This window comes from Pseudoalteromonas sp. AWM4_233 (assembly GCF_056158285.1).
Genome location: NZ_JBSWSZ010000001.1, coordinates 3,607,420 through 3,630,920, shown reverse-complemented (window position 1 = coordinate 3,630,920; position 23,501 = coordinate 3,607,420). Strand labels below are relative to the sequence as shown.

The following is a 23,501-nucleotide window of genomic DNA, read 5'->3' as shown; positions in this document are numbered from 1 at the left end:
ACAGACTATTTACGGCGGCGACGTAAGAAAGCGAACGGTGTCGCAAGTAAGCTTAACCATGCTAAGCTACCGCTGTCGTCTTCATCAATATCAAGGACATTAACCGTCACTTCAACGGCTTCTGATTGGTTACCAGCAGCATCTTCAGCTTGTACTGTGAATGTGATTGAACTATTCGTTTCGAAATCAAGCTCACCCGCGACCATTAATTTACCTTGTTCGTCGATCTTCACAAGCTCAGTGCCTTCAATCATCAGCTTAGTTACCGCAGTGTTATCACTGAACTCTAACATACCAATCTCTGAGTCCATCTCGGCGTTTTCTTCGATTTGGAAAGTTTGATTAGCAGCAATGACTGGGCTGGTATCATCAATATCAAGGATGTTCAGCGTCACCTCAACCTTGTCAGATACATTACCCGCTGAGTCTTCTGCTTGTACTGTGAATGTGATTACGCTATTCGCTTCGTAATCTAGTTCACCTGCAACCATTAACTTACCTTGCTCGTTGATCTTTACAAGCTCAGTACCTTCAATCATAAACTTAGTAACTGGTGATAAGTCAGCATCGGCATCAGTAAATACTAATGTGCCAATTTCCTTATCCATTTCAGCATTTTCTTCGATTTGGAAAGTTTGACCAGTAGTAATGACAGGGCGAGCATCAACAGTCTTGATTTCGATAACAACCGGGTCGTGATCTGATGAGCGGTATGCATGATCAGCATAGTAACTTGCTAGCTGAGTGTCAGACTTATACTCAGTGTTATAGTCAAATACCGCTGGCTCATCCGCATTAATGTGCCAATCAGTTGCGTCTGTTACTTTCTTCAGAAGGCTAGCAGATGCAACAGCATGGTCTAGGCTACCTAGGCGGCCAGAGAAAGTATAAGAGTATCCGAAGTTATCGCCGTCAACGTGGTTCATTACATTTGCTAGGCCTTTGTCTGCAAATGCTTTAATAGGATCTTCCATCGCATACGCATTCATGTCACCAACAAGAATGATATCTGCATCTTCATTGCCTGTTGGATAAGTCATTAGCCAGTCAGCAAACTTATTCGCGCCTTCAGTACGAATTGCGTTCCAACAGCCTTGACCATCGCCTAAGTCAGCATTATCGCCTTCAGCGCTACGGCAGCTACCTTTAGATTTCAAGTGAGCGACTGCAACTGTGAACTCTTCATTCGTATCCAGTTTTCTGAAGCTCTGTGCAATTGGTGGACGGTTGCTATAATCAAATGGTGCTTCTGTGGTAAAGCTTGCCGTGCCAGCCTCTTCAACAACATCTTTACGATAAATGATCGCTGTTGTGATGTCGTCAGTACCAATCTTTTCTGCATTGAAGTTAACGAAGGCATAGTCGCTGTCTGATTCTGCATTAATTGCTGCAACCAGATCATCAATTGCACTCAGTTCACCAAACCCATCGTTCTCGACTTCCATTAAACCGATAACATCAGCGTTTAATGCTGTGATAGCAGAAACAAGTTTAGCTTGTTGGCGCTGTAATTCTTCTTCGTTATCTGCACCACGAGGGGTAGGGAAGCCAGCGCCTTCACCATCACCATTGAAGTAGTTTAATACGTTAAAGCTGGCGATACGTAAATCACCTTCACCTTTTAACTCAGGAGCTTCAGTACGCTCATTACTGTTTACAAACTCAAGATCAACGGTTGGATGAATACGATACTTGTTGAAGCTGTAGCCGACAACACCGGTTACGCTATTTACAGTGTCGCCTAAACGTAAGCTGTTGTAAGCACTTAAACCATTTTGAGGGTATTTAGGATCAAGATTTTGCTTTGTAGAGCCATCATCTAGAAGAATTTCTTTTAACTTATTTTGTGCTTCTACTGCATTAGCTGCATCACCAGGAAGAGCAACTTGCGTACCTTGATAAAGACGCTCTGTACCAAGCGCAACTTCACCATAGCGGCCTAAACCGTATGTGTTATTTACGTACAGCTGTTGGTCAATACTAACTAGCATGCCTTCAAAGGTTTCTAAATCATCTAAAGCGGCTACAGGCAGAGTAAGTGCTGCTGCAGAAATATCAGCTGTACCACAGCTCTCTGCACGAGTGACATTGCCAATCTGCGTCGCACTGTAATACTCTTGCACAGTACCTTCTAAGCGCACAATGTCACCAACTTTTACACCTAACTCTGAGTAGTAAACAAAAATACCTTCAGAGGTCTTTGCATCTGTATCAACATCTTTTGCTAATGATTGAACAAAGAAGCCTTTTAATTGGTCGTCAGTTTGTAAGTCAGCTGTTACGACCGCTTCAATGATAACCACTTGGTCTTTAAGTGGGCTTTCGTCAGCATCACCTTGGATCGCATTAATCGTAGTATATGCGTCGTTACATACAAGCGGCTTAATAGGCTCAGGCGTATCACCACCGTCGCCGCCATCTGTAGCGCCATGGGCACCTATACCAGAGAAGTCATTTTGGTCGAATTGCTCCCACTGTTCACTTGGGTTGAAAGCAGATGTTGCATCAGTGCGGCCTGAAGTGATGCTTGCTTTACGGCGCAGGGTTTTGTTGGCTGTGGTTACACCGCCCTCATCCCATGCTGAACCAGGATCAACACCCAACTGACCAAAACTATCAATAATTGAATCGTCTTTAGTAAGTACTAATGCATCATCACCGTTGAAAAAAGTAATGGTTGATTCTATATTGGCTTTTGCTTTTAATTCATCAACCGCACTGCTATTTACAATAACGTAGGTTGCGTTTGCTGCGAGTGTTCCGGTTAAAGCTAAGGTGTTATTAGGTGACGCTAGATCACCGTTACCATTTGAATAAAGAGAGATGCTGTAGCCATCTAGTGAGAGTTCAGCACCAGAAGTGTTGTATAACTCTACAGCTTTATTGCTTGAACTGCCTTCTACATATTCAGAGATAATAAGATTTGCTTGCGCAGGAGCTGTTGCGGCAGCCACTAATAGAGCAAGGGGTTTTAAGCTTGTTTTAATCATTTTGTTCCCGTGTATATTTTGATTATTAGCTAAATGGGGACATTAGCCTACGCGGGGTATGTTACATAAAAATGACAAAATGTTAATCTTTGAGGAAAATAAAGAGCGAAAACTCTATGCTTTCACTCTTTATTAATTGTGGTTTTTATTGCTCTTTTAACCAGATAGCTGCTTGCTTAGCGAAGTAAGTCAGAATGCCATCAGCACCGGCACGCTTAAAGGCCAGTAACGATTCCATAATGCATGGTTTTTCAGCAAGCCAGCCGTTATCAATCGCTGCTTTATGCATGGCGTATTCACCACTTACCTGATAAGCGAAAGTTGGTACACCAAACTCGTCTTTTACGCGACGTACCACATCTAAGTAAGGCATACCTGGTTTAACCATCACCATGTCGGCACCTTCTTGCAGGTCTAGTGCAACTTCACGAATGGCTTCGTCTGAATTAGCTGGATCCATTTGGTAGTTCTTTTTATCAGCGCCTTTTAAGTTACCTGCAGAGCCGACTGCATCACGGAACGGACCATAGTAGCTTGACGCGTACTTTGCTGAATACGCCATGATGCGTGTATGGATGTGACCTTCAGCTTCTAGCGCTTCACGAATGGCACCGATGCGGCCATCCATCATATCCGAAGGTGCAACCACATCGGCACCCGCTTCAGCATGTGACAGTGCTTGTTTTACTAAGATCTCTGTGGTGATGTCGTTCATCACATAGCCCGTTTCATCAATGATACCGTCTTGACCATGTGTCGTGAATGGGTCAAGTGCCACATCGGTGATCACGCCAAGGCTTGGACACTCCGCTTTTAAGGCGCGTACTGTTCGCTGTGCTAACCCTTCAGGGCTATAGGCTTCTTCCGCATGAAGTGATTTCTTATCAGCAGGTGTTACTGGGAAGATAGCGATTGCAGGTACACCTAGCTCTACCAACTCTTTTGCTTCTTCTACGAGCAAGTCGATAGATAACCGTTCAATGCCAGGCATAGATTCAATGGCCTCACGACGGTTTTTCCCTTCAAGTACAAAAACTGGATAAATCAGGTCATTCACGGTTAATTGATTTTCACTCATCAGGCGACGAGAGAAGTCATCACGACGCATGCGACGCATACGAGTATAAGGAAATAAATCTAATCCTGATTGAGCCATTCTATTCTCCTAAGGCTGATAGATTCTAACTTGGTTACGGCCTTGCTTTTTAGCTTCATAGAGGGCTTTGTCAGCAAGATCGGTATAAAGATGTGGTGATTTAGGGTCGATAGCAACGGCACTATAAACGCCTGAGCTGAGCGTCAAATTGACGATTACTTTGTCGAGTTTCAATTGGAATTCCTCAACGGTACTGCGGATCTGCTCTGCAATTTGTTGCGCGCCCTCCAGTTCAGTGTTTGGTAGTAGCATCACAAACTCTTCGCCGCCATAGCGGAATACTTCATCAGAAGGGCGCTGTAAGTGTGATTTGATGATATCTGCAACGGCACAAATGGCTTTATCGCCACTTAAATGGCCATAGGTATCGTTAATATTCTTAAAGTGATCTATGTCTAACATCACGACGCTTAATGTACTTTGTTCTCGCCTTGAGCGTCTTACTTCCATTTGGAGGCGTTTATCGAAATAACGACGATTTTTAATTTTAGTGAGTGGATCTTCGATGTTGATCTGTTCAAGCTCACGGTTTTTATCTTCAAGCTCTCGCAAAGTGACCTGTAATTCGAAGGTGCGTTCATCAACGAGTGCTTCTAAGTCAGCTTGTGTTTGTTCTTGTAGTTTAAGTTTCTCATTAAGCAGAACATCTTGGGCTTGGCTATGGGCCAATTTAGCTTGTTGGGCTTCGACCTCAAGGTCTCGTTCAGAAATAAACTGTCTTACCAGGGCAAAACTAAGAATTAAGCTCACAATGAAGTAGCAAAAATAACTGACAGGAGTGCTCAGTTGCGGCCCTGAAAGAAAGCCTAATTCAAAACTGACTTGATGCACTAATGCAAAAAGCATGAAAGCAAACATGGCAATAAAACAAGGAGCATGCTGTTTGTAAATCACCCATTGGCTAATAAATACCAGCATAAGTGCTGTAATCACCACAAAGCTGAGGGTATAACTTGATGCCAAGGCAACATCAATTGGCAATAGACCCAGAGCAAGTGTGAGTATTGCAATCACAGTATATGTATAGCGCTTAGGTGACGAAAGAAATACTTCGAGCTTTGCTACCTTTATGTAAGGTTTCAATAAAGGAATTAAGGCGCTACTCGACAGTAAGATCAGCAAAGGCTGTGCGTATTGTTGTAGCCACTGCCAATTGCCATACAAATAGCGATAGCTAAAGCCATAGAGGTGAATGTTGAGTAACCAAAGTAAACTCACAAATGCTGTCGCATAAAGAAAGTAAGGCTTTTTGGTAAATGAGAACAGCGCCAAATGCATCAGTGCTAGGGCGATAATAAAGCCGGCAAAAATACCGTAAATCAGATTGAATTTGCTTTTGTACTTTATATATTCAATAGGGTGCCACAGACTCAAAGGTACATTGATGGCACCCGAGTGTTCAATATTGAGATATAAAATAGCATGTTGTTGCGCTAGAAGTTTGATGGGTACTAGCTGTGCCTCATGCTTTATCGGCCTTTTTACAAGCGGCAGTGCATCGCCTAAAGCGAGCGTGATAATTGAGTTGTCTTGCGTGGCAATATAGGCAGTGACTTTATCGAGTAAGATATTATCAACACTTAATAATAAGTCGATATCACTGACAGAGAGATTCTTTAGAGAAACTTTAAGCCAAAGTGGCTGAGTGGTTTTGCCTAAATTAAGTGGCTCTGTTGCTTCATCTGTCCAGTTAACGTTTTTTTCTATCAGCTGTTTTAGGTTTTTGCTGTCGTCTAACGTATAAGCGTATGGCAATTGTTTTTGATAGCGAAAGTCATTGCCTACCTCTAATGCCGAGCTAAAAAATGAGCTGAAGAATAATAAAAATGACAGCAAGATACGCATATTACTTGTCCCTATCAGACAAAAATAAACGCTGAAAGTTATTGCGTGTGATCTCTGAAATATGCTCGATTGTTTGCCCTCTCAGTTCAGCAGCGACTTTTGCAATTTCTTGCAAAAAAGCAGGTTCGTTTCGACGAGATTTTGGCTTGGGCTTTAAGCTACGAGGTAGCAGGTAAGGCGCATCGGTCTCGAGTAAAAGTCTGTCATCTGGGATTAAAGGCAATAGTTTTTGCAATTGTTCGCCACGGCGCTCATCACATAACCAACCAGTAATACCAATCATTAAACCGTAGCTTAAATAGTACTCTAGCGCGTGTTGTTCTCCGGTAAAGCAATGCAGCACGCCTTTGACTGGAGTGCGCTCTAACTGCGCACGCATACTATCAAAGGCATCTCTTTCATGAAGATATACAGGCATATCAAGGTGCTGAGCGAGCAGTAGATGTTGCTCTAAAACTGCATTTTGGCTATCGCGAGGAGAAAAGTCACGATTAAAATCAAGACCGCACTCTCCAATTGCAACCACTTCATGATGTTCGGCCAAGGCGCGGATCTGCGCCACAAAATCTGCGGGTGCATCTTTCGCATCATGAGGGTGGATCCCCGCCGTACTCACAAAACCATGCTGTTTGGCAAGCGACAAGCTTTCATGACTAGATTGAAGACAGCAACCAATTAACAACATATTGTCTATGCCGGCCTCACCAGCACGTACAAGCATATGGGCTCTGTCTTTATCGAACTGACTGCTGGTTAAATTGATACCTGCATCGATGAAACGATTATGCATTACTGAATACGTTTAACTTGTATGAGGCGGTTGGTATTTGCTTTTTTCATTCTGAAAGAATCAAAAACACCACGGATGATAATGACTTCATCGCCCTCTTTAGCCGTAAATCGGTCTGAACCCTTTTGCTTCCATATTTGGTCATTGCTCAAAGTGAAAGTACGTTGTCCTCTCGGGTTCTTTGTTATTTTTACAACCGTAGAGCGGATCTCATCTAGCTTTTTAGCCGCGGCTTGTTTGCTTTTCTCTAGCCCAAATTCATTGGCTTTGTCCTGAGGTTTTTCAACCACTTTTGGTGCTTTGGCTGGAGTATTCTCTTTGGCTTTCGTTACTGGCTGAGAAATTTTCTTGCCGGCGATGACTTTGTCATAACACATTAAGCGCTTTAAATCGTTTTCTACTAGGCTGCACGCCTCTAGGGCTTGCACATTAATCTGAGAGGCATAACCAGACGCAGAGAGTAACAAAATCGTTGTCATTAGTATTTTTTTCATAGCTCTTCTTCCTGTTGTTCAGTTGTTTTTTTTGTATAAAAAGCCGCTAATATAAGACCTAACTCAAATAACAATAGCATAGGTAATGCGAGTAAAGTTTGCGATAGAACATCTGGCGGTGTTAAAAACATCGCAACAACAAAAGCACCGACAGCAATATAAGGACGCTTTTCTCGCAAGCTTTGTGTTGTTGTTGCACCACTCCAGCATAACAACATGATGGCTACAGGGATCTCAAATGCAACACCAAAGGCAAAAAATAACTTTAAGATAAAGCTTAAGTAGCTACTGATATCAGGAGAAAGCGTCATCATCTCAGGGCCGACACTTGTAAAGAACCCCAGGATGATTGGCATGACAACGAAATAACAAAAAGCAATTCCTGAGTAAAATAGCACGATACTCGACACTAAAATGGGGATCAGCATGCGCTTTTCATGTTGGTAAAGACCGGGAGCGATAAAACTCCACACCTGATGCAAAATGAAAGGGATGGCAGCAAACAAGGATATAAACAAGGTTAACTTAAACGGCGCGAAGAAAGGGGCCGTCACATCAGTTGCAATCATGGTGCTGTTTTCAGGCAGGCTCTGTACAAGCGGATCAGCGACAAAAGCATATATGTCGTTAGCAAAGTAAACTAAGGCAATAAATATCAATAAAATACTGAGTAACGCTTTCATTAAGCGATTACGCAACTCAATTAAATGGCCAATAAACCCGCTTTGAAGCGATTCGGACATAGTGGGTGCTCGTTATTTCTGATTATCGTTTTTCTGTTCAACGGGGGTGTGTTGAACGGGTTGTTTATAGCTGTGTTGCACTGACTCTGCGGCCTTTTTAAGCTCTTCAACTGACTCTTTTAGTGCTGGTGCTAAATCTTCCATATTTTGTTGCTCAGCCTTTTTAAGGTTATTGTGCAACTCATGAATTCGCAGCTCTTCATTGACTTCAGCTTTAACAGAATTAGCCACTGATTTAATGGTTTTAATCCAGCGGCTGACAGTTCTAATTGCGACGGGCAGGCGTTCAGGGCCCAACACAACGAGGCCGACGATTAAGACGACCACTAATTCCCACATACCCATAAGGGTTAAACCTTATCTTTTTGCTTTTCTTCAGCTGCTTGGGTTTGCTGTTGGCTGTTGTCTTTAAGTTGCTCAGGCTTGCTGTTTTGGTCTTCATCAGAAACGGCTTTTTTAAAGCCTTTTACTGCATTACCTAAATCGCCACCAATGCCGCGTAGTTTTTTAGTACCAAACAAAAGCACAATGATCGCTAAAACAATCAGAAGTTGCCAAATACTAATTCCACCTACACCCATAATGACTCCGTATGAAAGATTAAATAAAAGTTGATTATACGCTCAGTGAGCAAAATATCACCCTGTTTTACGCCACGCCGCTAGAAACGCGCCGATTGATGCAATTAAGCTAATGGTGCTCAAGGTTGTCTGCGCTGCTAAAAAGCTGAGACCAGACACAATTAACAAGCTAGAAGCCAGCATTCCCAATAAAATAGGCTTTTGAGAGCTTACAACAGGCTGTACGGTATGCTGCTTTTTTTGTTTCAGATTTTGATAGATTAAATCTGGTAGTTCAGGCATCTTTTCTGCCCAAAATGGCAAGTTAGCATACATTTGTTTCAATACTGAGACAGGGCCCACTTGATCTTTGACCCAATTTTCTAAGAAAGGTTTCGCCGTTTGCCAAAGATCGAGCTGTGGATAGAGTTGTCGACCTAACCCTTCAACATACAATAAGGTTTTTTGTAACAATACCAATTGGGGCTGTACTTCCATGTTAAAGCGGCGTGCCGTGTTAAACAGATTAACCAACACATGGCCAAATGAAATCTCAGCAAGCGGTTTATTGAAAATGGGCTCGCACACCGTACGAATGGCAAACTCAAACTCCTCAACGCAAGTATCGGCGGGCACCCAGCCCGAATCAACATGTAACTGCGCAACTTGGCGATAGTCGCGGTTAAAGAAGGCAATAAAGTTTTCTGCTAAATAGCGCTTATCTTCTTTATTTAGGGTGCCGACGATGCCGCAGTCGATGCCAATATATTTTGGGTTTTCAGGATGTTCACGAGAGACAAAGATATTACCAGGGTGCATATCGGCATGGAAAAAGCTGTCTCTGAATACTTGGGTGAAAAAGACTTCAACGCCACGTTCAGCGAGTAATTTTAAATTGGTATTTTGAGCTTCAAGGGCGTCAATATCTGATACAGGAATGCCGTATATGCGTTCCATTACCAGTACATTTTTGCGTGAGTAATCGCTGAATACCTCAGGAATATATAGTGCGTCAGAGTCTAAGAAGTTGCGTCTTAGTTGCAGGGCATTTGCCCCTTCACGTTGCAGGTCGAGTTCATCTAATAAAGTTTTACGATACTCTTTCACTACTTCAACGGGACGAAGACGGCGTGATTCACCAATAAACTTGACGATGACTTTGGCAACTTGCCCCATTAAAGATAAGTCGGCATGAATTTGTTTTTCGATATCAGGGCGAATGACTTTTATGACGACATCCTGAGTACCTGACTCAAGTTCTAGGGTTGCAGTGTGTACTTGGGCAATTGACGCAGACGCCAACGGGATTTGCTCAAAATTAGCAAAAAGCTCATCGATGCTATTAATCTCTAACGCTTGCTCAATGAGTTCTTGTGCCTTGTGGCCTTCAAACGGCTCTACTTTGTCTTGCAGTAGGGCTAGTTCGCGAGCGATATCATCAGGTAGCAAGTCACGACGTGTAGACAGCATTTGCCCAAACTTGATCCAAACTGGGCCAAGAGACTGTAGGGCTAGGCGAAGGCGATACCCCAGAGGTTTATCTTTATGCTGATTTTGCAGCCAAAATAAGCTATTTCTGGCGGCTTTTGCAAACCAAGGGAATTTGTCTTTCGGTATGAGGTCGTCAAGGCCGTATTGCAGAAGGGTTTTTGTAATATGATACAAACGCGATGCAGACAAAATAGCTCCCTTAGCGATTTAAAAGTTGTTCAATACGTTGTTCGAGTTGCGCAGCATGTTGTTTTATAGCGCGTGTATGTTGTTTAAACTGTTGCAATTCTAATGGGTGAATCGCAACTTTCAGCTCATCTTGCATAAGTTGCGTGAAAGTGCCTGCAAAGGTTGTGGCACTGTGACTTAAACACGCTTTGGTTTGTTGGCCTTTTTCGACGATGAGTTGTGCTGGGGCATCTCCGATGTAAGCGGATAGATGTTCAGCCCAATCAATGTCTAACTTGGCAAAAGCACCGCTATATGCCTGTGCTAAGTGCAAGTCACCTTCTAAATCCAGTTTGTCCTGACGAATAAGTTGTGTCATGACACTGGGATCTTTGAGCTCAGGTAAGGTCTCTAAGTGTGCACTGATCTTACACTCAGCTTGCTCTTGGTAGTTGTTGAACAGCATAAACTGTCTACCAGTGAAAGTGAGCGCATAGGTCATATGCCAGTCCCTAATCTCGACGGCCAAGGTTTGATGCTTAACCTGATCAAGCGCTAGTTTTAAGCTGGGCTCTTTGTCTAAAAGCAGATTAAGCGCATTTTCAATGGCTGCGCAGGCAAGCGTCGTCAGCATAGTCGATCCTAGTACTTAAAGCCTCGGTGCAATGCGACGATGCCACCTGTCATATTTTGATACGTTGCTTGTTCGAAGCCCGCGTTTTCCATCATGCCTTTAAGTGTTTCTTGATCTGGGTGCATACGAATAGATTCCGCAAGGTAGCGGTAAGATTCGCTGTCATTGGCAACCAATTTGCCCATGTTTGGCAAAATATTGAAAGAATAGAAATCATATAGCTTTGAAAGTGCTTCGTTATCTGTTTTAGAAAATTCTAATACCAGTAAACGACCACCCGGCTTAAGAATGCGGTACATAGAGCGAAGCGCGGCGTCTTTATCTGTAACGTTACGTAAACCAAATGCAATGGTGATCACATCAACACTGTTATCAGGGAATGGCAGCGCCTCGGCATTCATTTGCACATATTCAATGTTGCTCACTAAGCCTAAATCACGCAGTTTGTCACGGCCCACTTTAAGCATAGAGTCGTTAATGTCACCTAAGATAACTTGACCTGTGTCACCAACCAACTGGCTGAATTTTGCCGTTAAGTCACCGGTACCGCCTGCTAGGTCTAAAACACGATGGCCTTTACGAACACCTGCACTGGCAATGGCTTGGCGTTTCCAAAGGCGGTGAATACCAAACGACATAAGATCGTTCATGATGTCATATTTGGCCGCAACGGAGTGGAATACATCGGCAACCATAGAGGCTTTTGCTTCGCGGTCAACGGTTTTATAACCAAAATCAGTGGTATTGTGTTGCGACTCTTTCATCTTTGCTTCTCTAATTGTTTGGCATTGAATTTCAAGCCATAGTGTACTTGATTGCGGCTAAGAGGTGCAATTTATAACAGATGAATTTGCGCTTGTTTCTGTAAATTTAGGCTTTGTTTGTTACAGGGCAATAAAGGTGGATTGTTGAAGAGAATGTGCCTTATGTGCTGCATGTGTTGCCTTACGCGCTAGGGCATTGAAGTTCTCTTCGTCGTTGCGTTTGGCAATGCCGAAAGATAAGTCTACTTTTGGTAGGTTTTTTTCACTTTTTGAGCTGACAAACTTAAGCTTTTCTACACCGACGCGGATCTTTTCAGCGATGATATTCGCGGTTTCCGGTTCAATGTCCGACATCAACACTACGAACTCATCTTTTGCAGTGCGACCTGGTAAACCACTTTCAAACACATACTTTTGGATCTTTTTCGCCACACGGTTTAACACGACTTCACTAACTAGGTCACCAAAGTCTTCAGAAAACTCATGCAGGTTATTGATCTGAATGGAGATAGCACACAGAGGTTTATCTTGTGTGATCCACAGTTGCGCTTGTTGATTTAAGTAATGACGTTTATACAAACCCGTTTGCACATCAATCAGTTGTTCTTTACGAAGCTTAGTGAGTTGCTGTCTAGCCTCACGATGCATTAAGCGGGTTTTCTGAAGTGTTTCTTTGAACTTTTTATGCTGCTGAAGAATAACATCAGTATGCTTGGCCAACTGACTCAATGCATGTTTGGTCTTTGCGATATTATGTTCATCTAAACTGTTGACGCAAACGCTTACTTGCTCTGCAAAATTGGTAATACTACGCTGAGATTGTTGTGCTGAATTAGCAAGGTTTGTTACCACACTATCGACGTTTTTCAGCATGTTTGCTTCCATGTCATGGTTGCGGTTCAGATGTTCAAAGTATAGTTGTTCGATAAAGATGCTATCAATGTTGTGACCCTGCCTGATGGCATAGTCTAAGGTTTGATTGAGTTCGTTATGAGACTTGCTAATGTAAGTGTAAGCGACTTGGTAATTGAGCGGAGTTGGAGGTAAATGATGCTGCTCTAAGAACACGCAGACCTTAGTCATTTTCTCTTGAGCTACTACCATTGGATCATGAAACATGATGTTACTACCGCATACTAAATCAAACAAAATATTAGCAACCTCCCTATGAAACACTGTGATCCATCACAACTGTCCCAGACTACTTTTTTTCTGGTTTTTTGCAAAGGAAAAAATGCGTCAAAGCAGCAAATATAAAGATAAGAGGGATCTTTTGATTGAAATGCGAGCAAAAAGTATGAGTTTCCAACTTGGGAGCAAAGAGAGGACCGAGCTTGCTGTTTGTTTAAGCTGGTCGCAATTTATTGCATCAGTGCTTTTAGAGTCTATAAGGTAGTGATAAATCAGTTACAGGGTAAAAAAAGTGAAAAATGTTCGACCAACTCGCTTGTTAAGTGCCTGTGTCCTTTCGGTCACTTTAGCGCTATCGGGCTGCCAACTTACTAGTCAGTCTTTAGACACTCAGTTCACGCAACTAACTCAGCAAATAGAAACTTATCGCGGCGAAATTAGCCCTTATTCTCGCCAAGATTTAAATGCGGAGTATTTATTGCCAAACTTATCGGCGACCGCGTTGGCAGAGCAAAATAAACAACGAGTCAACTTTTTAGCGCAGTTAGACCGCATTGATGTGTCGCGATTAAGTAGTGAAAACCAAATTAACCACACCATTATTCGTGCACAGGTGCAGAATAAGGTCGACGAATACCAGTTTAACGCACATTACATGCCGTTGACTTCTGAGTATGGCTTTCATTCAAGTCTCTCATTTATGGTTCGAGGGCATGACTTCAGTAAGAAGGCTGGCTTTGAGTTATATCTAAAACGTCTTTCACAAGTCCCTCGATTTTTTCAGCAAAATATTGCTTGGATGAAAGAAGGGATAAAAGTGGGCTTAACTCAGCCACAGGAAGTGCTTGTTGGCTATGAAGAGTCGATTTCTGCTTATATTCCAGAAAATATCGAAGAATCTGAGTTTTTTGCACCATTTAAAGCAAATACTGCGAAATTAAATAATGCTGAATGGCAGGCTTTGCAGGCACAGGCGAAACAAGTCTTGTCAGAGTTGGTTATTCCTGCGTACCAGAACTACTTCACATTCTTCACAACGGAGTATCGTCCAGCAGCGCGTGAAGAGATTGGTATTAGCAGTACACCGAATGGCAAAGCCTTCTATGCTAATCGCGCTAAGCATTACACCACTACGGATATGACCCCAGAGGCAATCCATGAGCTAGGTTTGCAAGAGGTCGCCAGAATCCGTGCGGAAATGGAGCAAATTATCAAGCAAGTAGGCTTTGAAGGTAGCTTCGCTGAGTTTGTGCACTTCTTACGTACCGATCCGCAATTTTACGCCACAACGCCAGAACAGCTGTTAAAAGAAGCCTCTTTCATTGCTAAAAAAATGGATGCACAACTGCCTAAGTTGTTCCACACATTGCCACGTCGTCCATACGGTGTTGCCCCAGTACCAGCGAGCATTGCGCCTAAATACACAACGGGCCGTTATTCAGGTGCACGTAAAGACGATGAAGCAGGCTTTTATTGGGTAAATACCTATGCACTTGATAAGCGCCCACTATATGTTTTAGAAGCGTTAACACTGCATGAAGCAGTACCAGGCCATCACTTACAAATCGCTTTAAACGCAGAGCTAGACTACTTACCAAGTTACCGCCGTAATGCCTATATCTCAGCATTTGGTGAAGGTTGGGGCTTATATTCTGAATATTTAGGTCTAGAAGCGGGCTTTTACCAAGACCCATACAGCAACTTTGGTCGTTTAACTTACGAAATGTGGCGTGCAGCGCGCTTAGTGGTTGATACCGGTATGCATATGTTTGGTTGGAGCCGAGATAGAGCAATGAAGTTTATGCAAGATAACACGGCTTTATCGTTACATAACGTAAAAACCGAAACCGATCGCTACATTTCATGGCCAGGGCAGGCATTGTCTTACAAAATTGGTGAGTTGACGATTAAGCGTCTGCGCAAAGAAGCTGAAACACGTTTAGGTGATAAGTTTGATATTCGAGAATTCCATCACCAGATTTTACGCCACGGTTCAGTGCCACTGTTTGTGTTAGAAGAGCAAGTGAATCAATATATAAACGATACATTGGCACAATCTTAGTTATTCACCTGTATGTGAAGGCCCTATATTTCACTAGGGCCTTTTGAATGATGACTTTGTTGTCGCTCAGCATAGAGTACTTACCTTAATGGCTAGTCAGTCCAAAATCTAATAATCCACAAAGCTATTTAATCTCTTCTAACACCACTAAATTTGAGTTTTAATCCCTCAAAGTGATTGAGCGTTGGTATTAACCATGAGTGCTTTTTAGGCTTAGCCTAAATGAAGTTTGCTGATGGTTAAGAATAAACTGGGTGATTAACTTCGAAAAAATGAAATTAATAATGACAAATTTGTTTACAATTTGAAGACAAAAACTTTAATGGTAAACTGATATTTTTAAAAGGAATGAATATCAAATGAAAAAAGTAATTTACGGGGCATTGATATTATTATTGTTATTTGGGCAGACAATCGCCGCAAAGCAAATACCAATAGAGGCGTTTAGTGCTGGATCAAAGTACTCCCAAGTTAGGCTCTCACCAACTGGAAAGTACTTAAGCTTTACCTCTGATGCAGAAGGCCGAGATAGCCTTGTTGTTTTAGAGTTGGCAACTAATAAAATCGTTAACGTGGTCAGGTTTAGTGGCAACTCTGAAGTCGGCTACTATGAATGGGTTAATGATGAGCGTTTAGCGCTCCAGAAGTTATATCTAAAAGGTTGGACTGATCATCCATTATATTATGGCGAGATTTTTGGCATTGATGCTGATGGCTCGAGTGGTAAATACTTGGTTGGTTATCAAGGCGAGATGCAAACAGGCTCTCGTTTGAAAAAAGCGACACCTTTATACGGTACTTCATACATTTTAGACCCATTAGTTAATGATGAAAAACATATGTTGGTGTATACGATTCCGTGGAGTGCCAGCAAGGAGCCAACAACTGTCGTATACCGAGTTAACGTGAAAACGGGTGTGAGAAAAAGAATTACCCGCTCTCCTTCAAGGATGGCCGCCTTCCTAACTGACAATCAAGGACATGTGAGAGTGTCGTTGTCGACAGATGATTATATAAACCAAACCATCCACATTAGAGATAACGATAAAGATGATTGGAGAGAGTTTAAGCTCAATGCAAATCTTACTGATATTAGTCTGCATGCATTTGATGGTAGTGGTAAAAAGATCTACATCACAGCGTCTGAATCGGGAGAAGCAGAGGGCGTTTTTGAATTAAACCTAGGATCTGGCAAGGTAAAAAAATTACTTCAAGACAAAGAAGTTTCACCTAAAAAGTTATGGGTTGATAATGTTAATCATGAGCTTTTTGCTGTAGAGCTAGAGCCAGGTTACCCAACTTATGCCTTTGTTGATAATACTGCAAAAATGACTCAACGTTTAAAAGACTTAATACAGTCTTTGCCAGGCGAACAAATTCATCTGGTCAGTACAACGGTTGATGCGACTAAGTCTATTGTTCTTGCTCGTAGTGATATTAATCCGGGTACTTACTATTTGTATCATGCTGATAAAAATCAGTTACAGTTTTTATTTAATACAAAGGAAGGTATTGACCATCGTTTGATGGCAGAAACTAAGCCTGTTTCATTTAAAGCGAGAGACGGCCTTGAAATTCATGGTTATCTTACTTTGCCTTTCAATAAAGAAGCTAAAAATCTACCACTAGTAGTAATGCCTCATGGTGGTCCACATGGTCCGAGAGATTGGTGGGGCTTTGACTCAGATGCACAGTTGCTTGCCAATCGTGGCATCGCCGTTTTAAAAGTGAACTTCAGAGGTTCAGGTGGATATGGTCGTGCATTTGAACATGCAGGTCACCAAAAGTGGGGGTCAGCAATTCAGCATGACATCATAGATGCGACTAAGCATGTGATTGAACAAGGCTACGCTGATCCTAAAAATATGTGCATCATGGGCGCCAGTTTTGGTGGCTACTCAGCACTACAAAGTTCGATTATTGAGCCAGACATGTTTAAGTGCGCGATTGGTGTTGTAGGTGTTTATGACCTGCCATTGATGTTTGAAGAAGGTGACGTGGCAGCACGTAGTACTGGTCAAAGGTACTTAACACAAGTATTGGGTACAGATGAAGCAAAGCTTAAAGCTTATTCGCCTTCTTATAATATCGACAAATTAAAAGCACCAGTGCTTATTGTACATGGTGGTGATGACGAGCGAGCACCGATTGAACAAGCTGAATCTTTGGTTGATGCTTTAAAGAAAGCGAAGCATCCTTATGAATACATGTTATTAGAAAATGAAGGACATGGTTTTTATAAGCCGGAGCATAGAGCCGATTACTACAAGCGTGTATTAGCGTTTCTTGATGAGCACTTAGTGCTTTAATTTCGAATTAGTAAAACACATAAAAAGGCCCGAGTTAATCGGGCTTTTTTCTATGCTTATAAAATTAAGAATGATATCTTTGTTTACAAATTCAATACAAGAACTTTAGTGTTAAGCCGAATTTTTAATCAGAATGGACATAAAATGAAAATAATAACATATGGGATTTTAGTATTGTCGTTGCTATTTGGACAAACAATAGCTGCGAAGCAAATACCAATTGAAGCGTTTAGTTCTGGTGAAAAATACTCACGAGTCAAAATTTCACCAACTGGAAAGTATCTCAGCTTTACCTCTGAAGTAGAAGGCCGTAAGAGACTATTTGTACTAAACCTAGAAGAAAATAAAATCGAGAATGTTGTCAGGTTCTCAGGTAATTCAGAAGTAGGTTCTTATCAGTGGGTTAATAGTGAGCGTTTGGTAATGCAAAAGCTTTATGTTAAAGGCTGGACTGATCATCCTGTTTATCATGGCGAACTTTTTGGTGTTGATGCTGATGGCTCTAGTGATAAATACTTGGTCGGTTATCAAGGAGCAATGGAAACTGGCTCTCTTTTAAAAAGAGCGTCAGCAGTATATGGCACTTCTTACATATTAGACCCGTTGATACATGATGATAAACATATGTTGGTTTACACTATTCCATGGAATGCAAGTAAAGAGCCAACAACTATCGTATACCGAGTGAACGTAAAAACGGGTGTGCGAAAAAGAATCACACGCTCTCCTTCAAGAATGGCAGCTTTTTTAACTGACAATCAAGGACATGTGAGAGTGTCGTTGTCGACAGATGATTATATAAATCAAACCATCCACATTAGAGATAACGATAAAGATGACTGGAGAGAGTTTAAACTCAATGCAAATCTTACAGACATTAATCTGCATGCATTTGATGGTAGTGGCAAAAAGATCTACATCACAGCGTCTGAATCGGGGGAAGCAGAGGGGGTTTTTGAATTAAACCTAGGGTCTGGCAAGGTAAAAAAATTACTTCAAGACCAAGAAGTTTCACCTAAAAAGTTATGGGTTGATAATGTCAATCATGAGCTTTTTGCTGTAGAGCTGGAGCCAGGCTACCCCACTTATGCTTTTGTTGATAATACGGCAAAAATGACTCAACGCTTGAAAGATTTAATACAGTCTTTGCCTGGTGAGCAAATTCAGCTAGTTAGTTCTACATTAGATGCGAACAAGTCGATAGTGTATGCGCACAGTGATATTAATCCAGGCACGTATTATTTGTTTCATGCTGATAAGAATAAGTTACAGTTTCTGTTTAACACAAAGGAAGGTATAGATTATCGTTTGATGGCAGAAACTAAGCCTGTTTCATTTAAAGCGAGAGACGGCCTTGAAATTCATGGTTATCTTACTTTGCCTTTCAATAAAGAAGCTAAAAATCTACCACTAGTAGTAATGCCTCATGGTGGTCCACATGGTCCGAGAGATTGGTGGGGCTTTGACTCAGATGCACAGTTGCTTGCCAATCGTGGCATCGCCGTTTTAAAAGTGAACTTCAGAGGTTCAGGTGGATATGGTCGTGCATTTGAACATGCAGGTCACCAAAAGTGGGGATCAGCAATTCAGCATGACATCATAGATGCGACTAAGTATGTGATCGAACAAGGCTACGCAGATCCTAAAAATATGTGCATCATGGGCGCCAGTTTTGGTGGCTACTCAGCACTACAAAGTTCGATTATTGAGCCAGATATGTTTAAGTGCGCGATTGGTGTTGTAGGTGTTTATGATCTGCCATTGATGTTTGAAGAAGGTGATGTAGCAGAGCGCAACTCCGGTCAAAGGTACTTAACACAAGTATTGGGTACAGATGAAGCAAAGCTTAAAGCTTATTCGCCTTCTTATAATATCGACAAACTAAAAGCGCCAGTGCTTATTGTACATGGTGGTGATGACGAGCGAGCACCGATTGAACAGGCTGAATCTTTGGTTGATGCTTTAAAGAAAGCGAAGCATCCTTATGAATACATGTTATTAGAAAATGAAGGACATGGTTTTTATAAGCCGGAGCATAGAGCCGATTACTACAAGCGTGTATTAGCGTTTCTTGATGAGCACTTAGTGCTGTAATACCAATCCGTAATAACACTTAATCATTTTGAGGGATTAAACCTGATGATAGCTGCGTTAAAGATTTCTCATTTAGAACAACTAAATAACGAAATATTTGCCTTGCTACCACAAGGTTTTCTTGCCTCAAAATAGACCACTTAGTTAAGCGGATTGGTATAATTTTGAATTAGCAAAACAAATAAAAAAGCCCGATGCAAATCGGGCTTTTTTATTGATTCAATAAGAGATATTACTTATCAAACGCTCGCTTCATAAAGTTAGGCGTTGCCAATGCGCCATGATGAATACCGACATTGTAATATTCAGTATCGAAAGGTGCTGATTCTGCATCTTTCTCACGGAAACCAGCGAACTGTTCACCTTTACGAGCCATAGTTGCCGACCATAAACCGCTTGGATAGATTGGCTGTGGGAAAGGCAGAGTTTGTAAATCAGCAAAGCCGACGTCTTTCATTGCATCGCGCATTTCTAAAAGTAGCGGCATATGCATCAGTGGAGATTCACTTTGCTGGATCATGATGCCGCCTGGGCGCAGTGCATTTAGACAGCTTGTATAGAAAGCGTGGTTAAACAAGCCTTCACCAGGGCCTACTGGATCTGTGCCATCAACAATGATCACATCAATTGATTCTGGTGCCGCTTCGCGCATGTACTTGATGCCATCATCAAACATTACCGTTGCACGAGGGTCGTTATTTGACTCACATAATTCAGGGAAGTATTTCAATGACATTTGTGTCACTACTTCGTCTATGTCGATTTGCTTTACTGTTTCAATACCAGGGTGTTTTAGTACTTCACGTAATGTACCGCAGTCACCACCACCAATGATCACGACATTTTTAGGTGCAGGGTGTGAGAATAGCGCAGGATGGCTCATCATCTCGTGATAAAAGAAGTTTTCACGAGTACTTACCATAGTACAACCATCGATGATCATCAGGTTGCCAAAATCAGTTGTTTCAAACATCTCAACTTTTTGGAAAGGAGACTGAATTTCATCAAGCTTTTTATTGATGCGTAAAGAGAACGCACTGCCATCGCGATCACTGATCTCGGTAAACCAACGGTTTGCTTCTAAATTCGACATAAGAATTAAATCACACTGTAAATTGTTAACGGCGCATTTTGCCAGCGCCTGAGTTTATGCTCAATCTTTATTTAATGATGTTGGGGCAGTTTTTTATACTTCAATCTTCCCCAGTGTTTTCCATTTTTAATTTGTGCCGTCTTACTCTAGATCTGCAACTAAAAACATATTATTTCAATACGCGGTAGCGTTAAAAATAGAGTGTTAATTTATAGCTTAGCTGCAACTGAGCAAAATGAGTAAAAATACAGTCGCAAATGCGCAAACTGCATATTAAAATGCATGTTTTGCTAGTTTGTTTAAGAGGTCGAGATGACTTGGGGTTTAGATACCGCGCGAGCAACATATAACGTAGCCCATTGGAGCGATGGCTACTTTGATATCAACGAGCAAGGTGAGCTGGTTGCATTTCCAGATAAATGTCAAAGTAAAGCACCGATCTCTTTTACAAAATTAACTGAAGAATTTAAAGTACAAGGTTTAACTTTACCTGTGCTGGTTCGTTTCACCGACATTCTGCAAGACAGAGTCGATACCATGACCAATGCGTTTGCAAAAGCATGCGAGCATAAAGGGTATCAGGGTGACTACACGTGTGTTTATCCAATAAAAGTAAATCAGCAGCGCTCGGTCGTAAGTAAGCTCCTTGCTCATCCAAGCGGTAAAGTGGGCTTGGAGGCGGGTTCTAAGCCTGAGCTGATGGCTATTTTAGGACTAGCAAAACAACCGATTAAAATAGTGTGTAACGGTTACAAAGACAGTGAGTTTTTACGCTTGGCATGTATTGGTCAAGCGCTGGGCCATCATGTAAATATCGTGGTTGAAAAGCTTTCTGAACTGACAACTCTACTTAAAGAAATCGATGACTTAGGCATTGAGCCTGCGATTGGTATTCGCATTCGCCTCAACTCAGTTGGTAAAGGTAAATGGCAAAATACCGGTGGTGAGAAAGGCAAGTTTGGTCTTACTGCAGGTCAAGTGCTTGAAGCGGTTGAGATGCTAAAAGCTGCGGGCAAATTACACTTAATGCAGTTGGTGCACTTTCACATCGGCTCGCAAATCGCCAATATCCGTGATATTCAACGTGCGCTGATTGAATGTGCCCGTCACTTTGCAGAGCTCTCTAAAATAGGCGTGCCACTTTGCACTGTTGATGTAGGCGGTGGTTTAGGTGTTGATTACGAAGGCTCTGGCTCACGTAGTGCTTGCTCGATGAACTACACGGTTGAAGAGTATGCGAAAAACGTGGTGTCTGCGTTTGCGGATGTATGTGAACAGCATGGTTTAACGCAGCCTGCAATTATCACAGAATCGGGCCGTGCACTGACTGCGCATCACGCTGTATTAATCACTGATGTGATTGATGTTGAAACAGCCCCTAATCAAGTCGACGTGAGTCAACCTGAACCTGGCGCACACACTATCCTACAAGAGCTATATAGCGTCCATCAACAAGTGTCACCGCGTATGGCACTAGAAAGCTACCATGATGCGATGCATTTATTCAGCGAAGCGCATGGTCAGTATGTGCATGGCTTAGTAAGCATGCTGCAGTGGGCGCAAATTGAGCAGCTCTACTTTACGATTCTGCATAAAGTGCGCAGCGCGCTAGACAGTAAATCGCGTGCGCATCGCGAAGTGCTAGATGACTTAAATGAAAAGCTGGCTGATAAGCTATTTGTTAACTTCTCTTTATTCCAATCGCTGCCAGATGTGTGGGGGATTCAGCAGTTGTTCCCTGTGATGCCAATTGAAAACTTGCATACGCCGCTGACTCAACGCGCAATCATTCAAGATATTACCTGTGACTCTGACGGTCAGATCAGAGAATATGTTGAAGGGACCGGCATCGAAGCGAGTTTGCCAATTCCGCAATACAATAACGGCGACCAATATCATATAGCGATGTTTATGGTCGGCGCATATCAAGAGATCTTAGGTGACTTGCATAATTTATTTGGTGATACCGACTCAGTACATGTTGAAATGACTGAAAGTGGTTATCAATTAACCAATGCCATTAAGGGTGATAGCGTCACTGATGTATTGAAGTTTGTGCATTATGAACCGAGCTCGCTTGCAGAGAATTTCCAGCAATTAGTGTCTGGGCTAACTATTCCTGAGTCGCAAAAACAGCAGTATTTAGCTGAACTACAAGCGGGTCTAGAAGGCTACACTTACTTCGAAGACTAGTGCGAGCTTTAGCCTCCACTTTTGTGTTTGCGTAAAAAACGGTATTATTCACACGCTATATGGCGATATAAGGTGTATCGCCATAATTGTGTTGTGGTAAAGGAAGTCATTCATGTCGTTTTTTCGCAGTATCTTTAGTTTATTATTCTATTGTTTGAACACCTTGTTTTGGTGCGTCCCAATCTTTGCTTTTGGGGTGATCAAGCTGATCCCAATAAAACCACTACAGACCTTATTTGGCGGGTTAGCCAAAGGCTGCGCCAGTAATTGGGTTGCCTGTAATAGCCTTATCCAAAACCTTTTCACGCCGTACAAAATAGAGCTAACTGGACTAGATACGTTAAAGCGTAAAGACTGGTATCTGGTGATTGCTAATCACCAAAGTTGGGTGGATATCTTAGTGCTGCAACGCGTACTACATAACCGAATTCCATTCTTAAATTTCTTTTTAAAGAAAGAGTTATTGTATGTGCCATTTTTAGGTATTGCTTGGTGGGCGCTGGATTTTCCATTTATGACGCGCAGCAGTAAAAGCCAGTTAAAGAAGAACCCGAAGCTTAAAGGCAAAGACATCGAGACCACGCGTAAAGCCTGTGAAAAGTTTAAAACCATGCCAGTGAGCATAGTGAACTTTGTTGAAGGTACGCGCTTTACAACTGATAAACACACCCGTCAGAAAAGTCCTTTTAAGAATTTACTTAAACCTAAAGCAGGTGGTATCGCCTTTGTAATGCAAGCTATGGGCGAACAAATCAATCAAATCGTAAATGTCACCATTCATTATCCAGATGGCATACCGACTTTTATGGATTTTGCCTCAGGCAAAGTAAAGCGTGTGCAAGTCCATGTTGAAACACAAGGCGTAGATGACAAACTGATTGGCGACTACAGTGGTGACAATCAGTTTAGAGTGCAGTTTCAAGCGGAGCTTAATACGCTTTGGGAACAAAAAGACGCTCAATTAGAAAAGCTGAAATAGGCTTT

Annotated in this window: 18 protein-coding genes; 5 read left to right on the top strand and 13 right to left on the bottom strand. The window is 42.0% G+C overall.

Features of this window, described 5'->3' with window-relative positions; genetic code table 11:
• Window positions 1–5: 5 nt before the first annotated feature.
• From ACXAC4_RS16535 to ACXAC4_RS16480, 12 genes are all read right to left on the bottom strand, one after another.
• Window positions 6–2,990, bottom strand: a complete 2,985-nt coding sequence (locus tag ACXAC4_RS16535; protein WP_475163511.1) for an ExeM/NucH family extracellular endonuclease — start codon at window positions 2,988–2,990, stop codon at window positions 6–8.
• A gap of 145 nt (window positions 2,991–3,135) precedes the next feature.
• Window positions 3,136–4,146 carry a porphobilinogen synthase gene (gene hemB / locus ACXAC4_RS16530; RefSeq protein ID WP_475163509.1) on the bottom strand — a complete coding sequence of 337 codons (1,011 nt, stop codon included), beginning with the start codon at window positions 4,144–4,146 and terminating at the stop codon, window positions 3,136–3,138.
• Between the two features lie 9 nt (window positions 4,147–4,155).
• Window positions 4,156–5,991 carry a sensor domain-containing diguanylate cyclase gene (locus tag ACXAC4_RS16525; protein ID WP_475163508.1) on the bottom strand — a complete coding sequence of 612 codons (1,836 nt, stop codon included), beginning with the start codon at window positions 5,989–5,991 and terminating at the stop codon, window positions 4,156–4,158.
• A gap of 1 nt (window position 5,992) precedes the next feature.
• Window positions 5,993–6,781, bottom strand: a complete 789-nt coding sequence (locus tag ACXAC4_RS16520; protein ID WP_475163506.1) for a TatD family hydrolase — start codon at window positions 6,779–6,781, stop codon at window positions 5,993–5,995.
• The gene (locus ACXAC4_RS16515) at window positions 6,781–7,275 is read right to left on the bottom strand and encodes a hypothetical protein (protein ID WP_349284854.1); all 495 of its coding nucleotides are present in this window, start codon (window positions 7,273–7,275) and stop codon (window positions 6,781–6,783) included. Before ACXAC4_RS16515 ends, ACXAC4_RS16520 begins: the two co-directional genes overlap by 1 nt.
• Entirely contained in the window at window positions 7,272–8,018 is a 747-nt protein-coding gene (gene tatC, locus ACXAC4_RS16510) for a twin-arginine translocase subunit TatC (protein WP_138477699.1), read from the bottom strand. Before tatC ends, ACXAC4_RS16515 begins: the two co-directional genes overlap by 4 nt.
• A gap of 12 nt (window positions 8,019–8,030) precedes the next feature.
• Complete coding sequence (gene tatB / locus ACXAC4_RS16505; RefSeq protein WP_349284853.1) at window positions 8,031–8,363, bottom strand: Sec-independent protein translocase protein TatB; 333 nt, start codon at window positions 8,361–8,363, stop codon at window positions 8,031–8,033.
• Between the two features lie 5 nt (window positions 8,364–8,368).
• Complete coding sequence (gene tatA / locus ACXAC4_RS16500) at window positions 8,369–8,599, bottom strand: Sec-independent protein translocase subunit TatA (protein WP_138477702.1); 231 nt, start codon at window positions 8,597–8,599, stop codon at window positions 8,369–8,371.
• A gap of 57 nt (window positions 8,600–8,656) precedes the next feature.
• Window positions 8,657–10,258 (bottom strand): ubiquinone biosynthesis regulatory protein kinase UbiB, encoded by a 1,602-nt coding sequence (ubiB, locus tag ACXAC4_RS16495; RefSeq protein WP_475163504.1) that lies wholly within the window; start codon window positions 10,256–10,258, stop codon window positions 8,657–8,659.
• A gap of 10 nt (window positions 10,259–10,268) precedes the next feature.
• Window positions 10,269–10,871 (bottom strand): ubiquinone biosynthesis accessory factor UbiJ, encoded by a 603-nt coding sequence (locus ACXAC4_RS16490; protein ID WP_475163503.1) that lies wholly within the window; start codon window positions 10,869–10,871, stop codon window positions 10,269–10,271.
• An 8-nt stretch (window positions 10,872–10,879) separates the two neighbouring features.
• Entirely contained in the window at window positions 10,880–11,635 is a 756-nt protein-coding gene (gene ubiE, locus ACXAC4_RS16485) for a bifunctional demethylmenaquinone methyltransferase/2-methoxy-6-polyprenyl-1,4-benzoquinol methylase UbiE (RefSeq protein WP_349284850.1), read from the bottom strand.
• Window positions 11,636–11,755: 120 nt separating this feature from the next.
• The gene (locus tag ACXAC4_RS16480) at window positions 11,756–12,739 is read right to left on the bottom strand and encodes a GGDEF domain-containing protein (protein WP_475164175.1); all 984 of its coding nucleotides are present in this window, start codon (window positions 12,737–12,739) and stop codon (window positions 11,756–11,758) included.
• Window positions 12,740–13,058: 319 nt separating this feature from the next.
• Here ACXAC4_RS16480 and ACXAC4_RS16475 point away from each other — a divergent pair, with 319 nt between their 5' ends.
• The 3 genes from ACXAC4_RS16475 (at window position 13,059) to ACXAC4_RS16465 (ending at window position 19,231) form a co-directional block, all read left to right on the top strand.
• Window positions 13,059–14,828: a DUF885 domain-containing protein gene (locus tag ACXAC4_RS16475; protein WP_475163501.1), complete on the top strand. Its 1,770-nt coding sequence runs from the start codon at window positions 13,059–13,061 to the stop codon at window positions 14,826–14,828.
• Between the two features lie 359 nt (window positions 14,829–15,187).
• The gene (locus tag ACXAC4_RS16470) at window positions 15,188–17,137 is read left to right on the top strand and encodes an alpha/beta hydrolase family protein (protein WP_475163500.1); all 1,950 of its coding nucleotides are present in this window, start codon (window positions 15,188–15,190) and stop codon (window positions 17,135–17,137) included.
• A gap of 144 nt (window positions 17,138–17,281) precedes the next feature.
• The gene (locus ACXAC4_RS16465; protein ID WP_475163499.1) at window positions 17,282–19,231 is read left to right on the top strand and encodes an alpha/beta hydrolase family protein; all 1,950 of its coding nucleotides are present in this window, start codon (window positions 17,282–17,284) and stop codon (window positions 19,229–19,231) included.
• 232 nt (window positions 19,232–19,463) lie between these two features.
• Here the strand turns inward: ACXAC4_RS16465 and speE are convergent, their stop codons facing one another.
• On the bottom strand, window positions 19,464–20,324 hold the full coding sequence (gene speE / locus ACXAC4_RS16460) for a polyamine aminopropyltransferase (RefSeq protein ID WP_475163498.1): 861 nt from the start codon (window positions 20,322–20,324) through the stop codon (window positions 19,464–19,466).
• Window positions 20,325–20,636: 312 nt separating this feature from the next.
• Between speE and speA the strand changes: the two genes are divergently transcribed.
• Both speA and ACXAC4_RS16450 read left to right on the top strand, forming a co-directional pair.
• A complete protein-coding gene (gene speA / locus ACXAC4_RS16455; RefSeq protein ID WP_475163497.1) occupies window positions 20,637–22,517 on the top strand; it encodes a biosynthetic arginine decarboxylase in 1,881 nt (626 codons plus the stop codon).
• A 112-nt stretch (window positions 22,518–22,629) separates the two neighbouring features.
• Complete coding sequence (locus tag ACXAC4_RS16450) at window positions 22,630–23,496, top strand: acyltransferase (protein WP_475163495.1); 867 nt, start codon at window positions 22,630–22,632, stop codon at window positions 23,494–23,496.
• Window positions 23,497–23,501: the final 5 nt, after the last annotated feature.